Origin of the sequence: Actinoplanes sp. NPDC049265, assembly GCF_043197135.1 — a bacterium.
Taxonomy (GTDB): Bacteria; Actinomycetota; Actinomycetes; order Mycobacteriales; family Micromonosporaceae; genus Actinoplanes.
In genome coordinates, this window is the sequence record NZ_JBICSP010000002.1 from 397,403 (window position 1) to 404,794 (window position 7,392).

The 7,392-nt window shown below is 69.0% G+C and carries 4 protein-coding genes; 3 read left to right on the forward strand and 1 reads right to left on the reverse strand.

The genetic code is table 11. The features are described from left to right. The first annotated feature begins 51 nt into the window (after window positions 1–51). Genes ACGFIO_RS07575 through ACGFIO_RS07585 form a run of 3 tightly spaced genes read left to right on the forward strand, consistent with a single transcriptional unit; the run spans window position 52 to window position 4,437 of the window. On the forward strand, window positions 52–693 hold the full coding sequence (locus ACGFIO_RS07575; RefSeq protein WP_392823364.1) for a TetR/AcrR family transcriptional regulator: 642 nt from the start codon (window positions 52–54) through the stop codon (window positions 691–693). Next, the gene (locus tag ACGFIO_RS07580; protein WP_392823366.1) at window positions 693–2,429 is read left to right on the forward strand and encodes an ABC transporter ATP-binding protein; all 1,737 of its coding nucleotides are present in this window, start codon (window positions 693–695) and stop codon (window positions 2,427–2,429) included. The genes ACGFIO_RS07575 and ACGFIO_RS07580 overlap by 1 nt, the downstream gene beginning before the upstream one ends. A 40-nt stretch (window positions 2,430–2,469) precedes the next feature. Further along, window positions 2,470–4,437, forward strand: a complete 1,968-nt coding sequence (locus ACGFIO_RS07585) for an ABC transporter ATP-binding protein (RefSeq protein WP_392823367.1) — start codon at window positions 2,470–2,472, stop codon at window positions 4,435–4,437. A gap of 69 nt (window positions 4,438–4,506) precedes the next feature. Here the strand turns inward: ACGFIO_RS07585 and ACGFIO_RS07590 are convergent. Beyond that, on the reverse strand, window positions 4,507–7,392 hold a 2,886-nt coding region (locus ACGFIO_RS07590; RefSeq protein WP_392823369.1), incomplete at its 5' end, for a Calx-beta domain-containing protein.

A 7,392-nucleotide genomic window follows, 5' to 3' on the forward strand; every position in this document is an offset into this window, starting at 1 on the left:
CCATGACAAATGTCAGTGGCTGAGTGAGCACTCGCTCATTAAAGTGGCGGCGTGCAGGAGGAAAGACGCCGGCGGGTGCCGGCCATGGCCCCGGAGGAGCGGCGCGCCGCCCTCATCGAGGCCACCGTGCCGCTGCTCGAGGAGCACGGCACCGAGATCAGCACCAAACAGATCGCGGCCGCCGCGGGGGTCGCCGAGGGCACCATCTTCGGCGTCTTCAAGGACAAGAACTCGCTGGTCATCGCGGCCATGCTGCGGGCCGTCGACCCGCAGCCGACGATCGACCGGCTGGCCGCTGTCGACCGGTCGCTGGGCCTGCGCGAGCGGCTGACCGTGGCGACGCGGATCGTGCACGAGCGGTCGGTGCAGAGCATGCGGCTGCTCCAGGCGGCCCGGATGCTGGCGATGTCCGGCGAGCACGCCGAGCAGACCCACGCGCGGATGCACCTGATCCGCGAACAGTTACACACGGCGGTGGCCGAGCTGATCGAGCCGGACGCCGCCGATCTTCGCCGGACGCCGGCCGAGACAGCCCGGATGGTGCTGATGTTCACCGGCGCCAACGTCTTCGGCCCCTATGCCGACCCGGACAACTTCCGGGCCGAGGAACTGGTCTCGCTCCTGCTCGACGGCCTGCTGGTCACCCAGGTCGGTCCCTTCGTAGTGCCCACCATCGGGAACGGGGAAAAGTAGTGCTGCTCAAGCTCCTACGAACACACCTGCGGCCCTACCGCAGAGACATCTGGCTGGTGATCGCCTTCCAGCTGGTGCAAACCCTGGCGACGCTCTACCTGCCGACCATGTTCGCCGACATCATCGACAACGGTGTGGTCAACGGCGACACCGGCTATGTGATGACGATCGGCGGCGAGATGCTCGGCATCACGCTGCTGCAGATCGCGGCCCAGATCGTGGCCGTCTACTTCGGCGCCCGCACGGCGATGGCGGTGGGCCGTGACGTACGCGCCGCGATCTTCGACCAGGTGCAGGACTTCTCCGCCCGCGAGGTCGGCCAGTTCGGCGCGCCCTCGCTGATCACCCGGATCACCAACGACGTGCAGCAGGTCCAGATGCTGGTGCTGCTGACCTTCACGCTGATGGTGTCGGCGCCGATCATGTGCTTCGGCGGCATCCTGCTGGCGCTGCACCAGGACGTGCCGCTGTCCGGGCTGATCCTGGTCATCGTGCCGATCCTGATCCTGCTGGTCGGCCTGATCATCCGGGCCATGCGGCCGCTGTTCCGCACCCTCCAGGTGAAGATCGACCAGATCAACCGGGTGATGCGCGAGCAGATCACCGGCATCCGGGTGATCCGCGCCTTCGTCCGCGACGAGCGCGAACAGGACCGCTACCGCGACGCCAACGCCGAGGTGACCGACGTGGCGCTGCGGGTCGGCAAGCTGATGGCGCTGATGTTCCCGGTCGTGCTGCTGGTGGTGAACCTGTCCAGCGTGGCCGTGCTGTGGTTCGGCGCGGGCCGGATCGACTCCGGCGACATGCAGATCGGCGCGCTGACCGCGTTCCTCAGCTACCTGATGCAGATCCTCATGTCGATCATGATGGCCACCTTCATGTTCGTGATGATCCCGCGGGCCGAGGTGTGTGCCGAGCGGATCGAGGAGGTGCTCGGCACCGAGTCCTCCGTACGTATCGCCGCGAAGCCGATCACCAGCCTGGACGCACACGGTGAGCTGGAGCTGCGCGGGGTTGACTTCCACTACCCCGGCGCCGAGGCACCCGTCCTCTGCGCCATCTCGCTCGCCGCCCACCCGGGTGAGGTGACGGCGGTCATCGGCAGCACCGGCGCCGGCAAGACCACACTGCTCAACCTGGTGCCACGGCTGTTCGACGCGACCGGGGGCTCGGTGCTGGTCGATGGCGTCGACGTCCGCGAGCTCGACCCGGCCCTGCTGTCCCGGGTCGTCGGCCTGGTCCCGCAGCGGCCCTACCTGTTCACCGGGACCGTCGCCTCCAATCTGCGGTACGGCAACCCGGACGCGACCGACGACGAACTGTGGGCGGCGCTCGAGGTGGCGCAGGCCCGCGACTTCGTCGAGCGGATGGACGGGCAGCTGGACGCCGCGATCGCCCAGGGCGGCACGAACGTGTCCGGTGGCCAGCGGCAGCGTCTGGCGATCGCCCGGGTGCTGGTCCACAAGCCGGAGATCTATCTCTTCGACGACTCGTTCTCGGCGCTGGACTACGCGACCGACGCGGCGCTGCGGGCGGCGCTGGCCGCACAGACCGCCGACGCCACCGTGGTGATCGTGGCCCAGCGGGTCAGCACGATCCGCGACGCCGACCGCATCATCGTGCTGGACGACGGCCGCGTGGTCGGCGAGGGAACGCACGCCGACCTGATGGACACCAACGAGACGTACCGCGAGATCGTCTTGTCCCAGCTGACTGAGCAGGAGGCCGCGGCATGAGCGAGCGAAGCGAGCCCTTCCACGGTTTCGGAGGCACAGCATGACCGCTCCCCGCAGACCCGCAGGGCCGCCGATGGGCGGGCCGGGGCGGATGATGATGGCCGGCGGCCAGCCGACCGAGAAACTCAAGGACTTCAAGGGATCGCTGCGCCGGCTGCTCGGCCTGCTCAAGCCGCACCGGGCCAAGGCCGCCCTGGTCCTGGCCCTGGGCGTCACCAGCGTGTTCCTGACCGTGCTGGGCCCACGCCTGCTCGGCCACGCCACCGACATCGTCTTCTCCGGCGTCGTCGGCAAGATGATCGGCAACACGGCGCCGCCCGGCACCACCAAGCAGCAGGCGGTCGACGCCCTGCGGGCGCGGGGTGAGACCAACCGCGCCGATCTGCTGTCCGGCATCGACTTCACGCCCGGCGTGGGCATCGACTTCGACCGGCTGATGCACATCCTGGCCTGGGTGGCACTGGTCTACCTGTTCGCGTCGGTGTTCGCCGCGCTGCAGGGCCGGCTCGTCGCGACCCTGGTGCAGCTGGTCGTCTTCCGGCTCCGGCAGGACGTGTCGGCCAAGCTGGCCCGGCTGCCGCTGTCCTACTTCGACAAGCAGGCCCGCGGCGAGGTGCTGAGCCGGGCCACCAACGACACCGACAACATCGCCCAGACGTTGCAGCAGACCTTCGCGCAGCTCATCACCGCGTTGCTGACGATCCTCGGCGTACTGGCCATGATGTTCTGGATCTCGCCCCTGCTGGCGTTGATCGCGCTGGTCACCGTACCCGTCTCGATCTGGGTGACCACCCAGATCGGCAAGCGGTCGCAGCCGCAGTTCGTCAAGCAGTGGGCGACCACCGGCAAGCTCAACGGGCACATCGAGGAGATGTTCACCGGTCACTCGCTGGTCAAGGTGTTCGGTCGGCAGAAGGAGGCGGCGGACACCTTCGCCGAGCACAACCAGGGGCTGTACCAATCAGCGTTCCGGGCGCAGTTCGTGTCCGGGCTGATCCAGCCGGCGATGATGTTCATCGGCAACCTGAACTACGTGCTGGTGGCCGTGGTCGGCGGCCTGCGGGTGGCGACCGGCTCGCTGTCGCTGGGTGACGTGCAGGCGTTCATCCAGTACTCGCGCCAGTTCAGCCAGCCGCTGACCCAGGTGGCGTCGATGGCCAACCTGGTCCAGTCCGGGGTGGCGTCGGCCGAGCGGGTGTTCGAGCTGCTGGACGCGGACGAGCAGAGCAGCGACCCGGCGCCGGTGGAGATGCCGCCGGTGCGGGGCCGGGTCGCGTTCGAGAACGTGGCCTTCCGGTACGTGCCGGACCAGCCGCTGATCGACGACCTGTCGCTGGTCGCCGAGCCCGGTCAGACGGTGGCGGTCGTCGGACCGACCGGGGCCGGCAAGACCACGCTGGTCAACCTGCTGATGCGGTTCTACGACGTGACCGGCGGCCGGATCACGCTGGACGGGGTGGACATCGCGACCATGCCGCGCGAACAGCTGCGCGAGCACATGGGCATGGTGCTGCAGGACACCTGGCTGTTCGGCGGCACGATCGCCGAGAACATCGCGTACGGGGCCGACTCGTTCGTGCTGGAGGACGTGGTCCGGGCGGCCGAGGCGGCCCACGTCGACACGTTCGTACGGATGCTGCCGGACGGTTACGAGACGGTGATCGACGAGGAGGGCTCGAACGTCAGCGCCGGGCAGAAGCAGCTGATCACCATCGCCCGGGCGTTCCTGGCCGAGCCGAGCATCCTGATCCTGGACGAGGCGACCAGCTCGGTCGACACCCGCACCGAGGTGCTGATCCAGCGGGCGATGAACTCGCTGCGGACCGGCCGGACCAGCTTCGTCATCGCGCACCGGCTGTCCACCATCCGCGACGCCGACGTGATCCTGGTGATGGACTCGGGCGCGATCGTCGAGCAGGGCACGCACGACGAGCTGATGGCGGCCGGCGGAGCGTACGCCCGGCTCTACTCGGCCCAGTTCGCGCAGGCCACGGCCGAGGTCGACTGACACCGGCGGATACAGCGAACCGGGGGTGGCCGATCGGCCACCCCCGGTTCGCTGTATCGAGACGCCGGGTCAGCGCACCCTGATCGCCTTGCTCGCGGAGGTGCCCGCGAGTGTGCCCCAGGTGGCGTTGGCCGCGATCGTCGCCCGGAACGTGATCGTGGTCCCGGACTTCTGACCACGCAGCGCGTAGGCGTACGTCTTGGCGGTGCCCGCGGTGGCTCCGCGAACCACGACCGACCAGGTGCCGTTGGCGTTCTGGCGCTCGATCGTGACCGCCAGACCCGTCTGCTTCGGGTTACCGGCCACCGTCAGGTTGACCACCCCGGCCGTGGTGGACGTCGCGGTCAGGACGGGCACCTGGGTCACCCGCACCAGCGTCGACGCCGAGGTGGCGCTGCCGACCCGGGCCTGCAGGTAGTAACCCATGTCGAACGGCACCGACGCGACGTAGATGCCGTACACGTTGGCCGTGACGGTAGCCGCGAGGAACCACTTGGTCGGTGTGGACGCGGCCGCGGCGTAGATCCGCACCTGCGCGCCTTCCCGCGCCCGGCCGCTGACCGGGACGGCGCCCGCGCCCACCCGGCTCGCCGGGGCGGTCAGCGTCGGACTGCCGTCGCCGTCGTTGTCGTTGATCTCGACCTGACCCGTGTCCTGATCGATCCCGACGCCCTTCGGCAACGCGTTGGACAGGGTGACGGAGAAGTCCTGGGTCGGCTCGTCCACGGTGTCGTTGACGATCGGCACGTTGGCGCTCAGGTCCGTGACGCCCGGTTCGAAGGTCAGCACGCCGGTCTTCGACGTGTAGTCGTAGCCCGCCCTGGCCGTGCCGTCGGCGGTCTTCCAGCCGACCGACAGAGTCTGCTCGGTCGACGTCGCGTCGCTGTCGAAGTTGAGCTTGACGTGCACGTCGACCGTCTCGAGATCCTCGTCGATCGTGGTGGTGTCGTCGATCGCGATGGTCGGCGGCAGGTCGTTCGGGTCGTCGTTGATCCGGTAGCTGGCGGTCACCGACACGTCCGCGTCGGCCGTGTCGGTGGCCGTGATCCGGAAGAACTCGGCCGGCTCGTCGATCTCGTCCTGGTTCAGCGTCACCGTGCCCAGGGTGAGCGGCTTGACCGGGTTGTAGCCGGCCGGAATCACCCCGGAGACCTCGTTGTCGGTGTAGTCCTCGTCCTCGGCCGGGTTGACCCCGCCCGAACTGTCCCCGTCGAAGGCGACGTCGAACGGCAGGTCCCGCTGTGCGACGCCGGTGACGGTGGCCCGGATCTGCAGATCGGTGCCCTCGCTGCCGGACGACGGGCTCAGCTGGAGCGTCGGCCGGGCGTCGTTGTCGGTGATGGTCAGGTCGCCGGAGTCGGACTGTCCGATCACGTCGTCCTCGCCGGTGGCCGGCGACACGGTCAGCGTCGCCGCCTCCTCGCCCTCGTAGGCGCTGTCGTCGGCGACCGGAACCGGGATGGACACCGTCGCCGAGCCGGCCGGCACGGTCACCGTGGTGGCCGGTTCGGTGAAGTCGTTCTGCCCGGGACCGGTCAGGTTCACGCCGTGCGTGGCGGTGCCGTCGGTGACCGACACCTCGAAGTCGACCGGCTGGGTGGTGACCGACGACAGGTTGATCGTGAAGTTCGCGTTCCCGGACGCGCCCTCGGTGAACGTCGCGTCGGAGACCGAGAAGGTCGGCTTGCGGGTGCTGTCATCGTCGGTGATCGTGACCGTGGCGACGTCGTTGTCGAGCGTCACGCCGGTCGGGCCCGGTTCGGTGATGGTCACCGTGAAGTCCTCGGTCCGCTCGAAGATCAGGTCGTTGATGATCGGTACGGAGATGTTCTTCGCGGTGGTCCCGGCCGGGAACGAGACGCTCGCGTTGGCCGCGGAGGCGGTGTAGTCACCCGGCGTTCGGGCGGTGCCGTTCGCCGTGGCGTACTTGACCGTGACCGTCTTCTGGGTCGAGTCGGCGTCCCCGCTGTCGGTGAAGTCGAGGGTCACCGGCAGCAGCGCGGGACCTGCGTTCTCGGCGACGGGCTGGGCCGGGTCGGCGACCCCCACCGACGGCGGCAGGTCGTTCGGGTCGTCGGTGATGGTCAGCCAGGACGCGGCCGGTGAGCCGGCGCCGGTGAGCGAGACACGGATCGTCTCGTCCCACTCGTCGGCCTTGTCGTTCAGGAGGCTGATCGTGCCGAGCGGGACCACGGCGCTGTGCAGACCGGCCGGCAGGCTGGTGACCAGACCGGTCGCGGTGAAGTCGCCGGGCTCGGCGGGATCGCTGCCGGACGGGTTGGCCGCACCGGCCGCGGTCAGCGTGATCGGGTACGCGTCCTGCGCCACACCGGTCATCGCGCCCTGCACCGCGACCGAGGTATTGCCCTCGGCGGCGGAGCTGACACCGCTCAGGGCGGTGATCACCGGCGCCGCGTCGTCGTCCACGATGGACAGGGTGGCGGTCACCGGCGACGACGCGTCGACGGCGTCCAGTTCACCGGCGGCGACCACCACCTTGACCGTGGCGGTCTCGGTGAGCTCGTACACGTCGTCGTTGTTGATGGTGATCGGAACGACGGCCGAGCTGTCACCGGCCAGGATCGTCACCGGTACGGCCGGCGCCTCGAAGTCGTTCTTGCCGGGCACGTTGGACTGGTGCGTCGCGGTGCCCGGGGTGACCGTCACCGTGACGTCGACGTTCTCCGAGGCCACGCGGTCGAGCTGGACGGTGAAGCCGGCAGTCGCTGTCACGCCTTCCTTGACCGTGGTCACCGGTGCGGCGAGCTGGTTGAGGACCGGCTTGGCACCACTGTCGACGTCATCGATCCGCACCGTCACGCTCATCGGAGCGATCGGCGCGTCACCCGGCGACGGACTCGACAGGTTCACCGCGAAGGTCTCGCTGAGCTCGTACACCCCATCGGTCTTGATCGTCACCGGAATCGACTTGGCCGTCTCACCCGGGTTGAACTC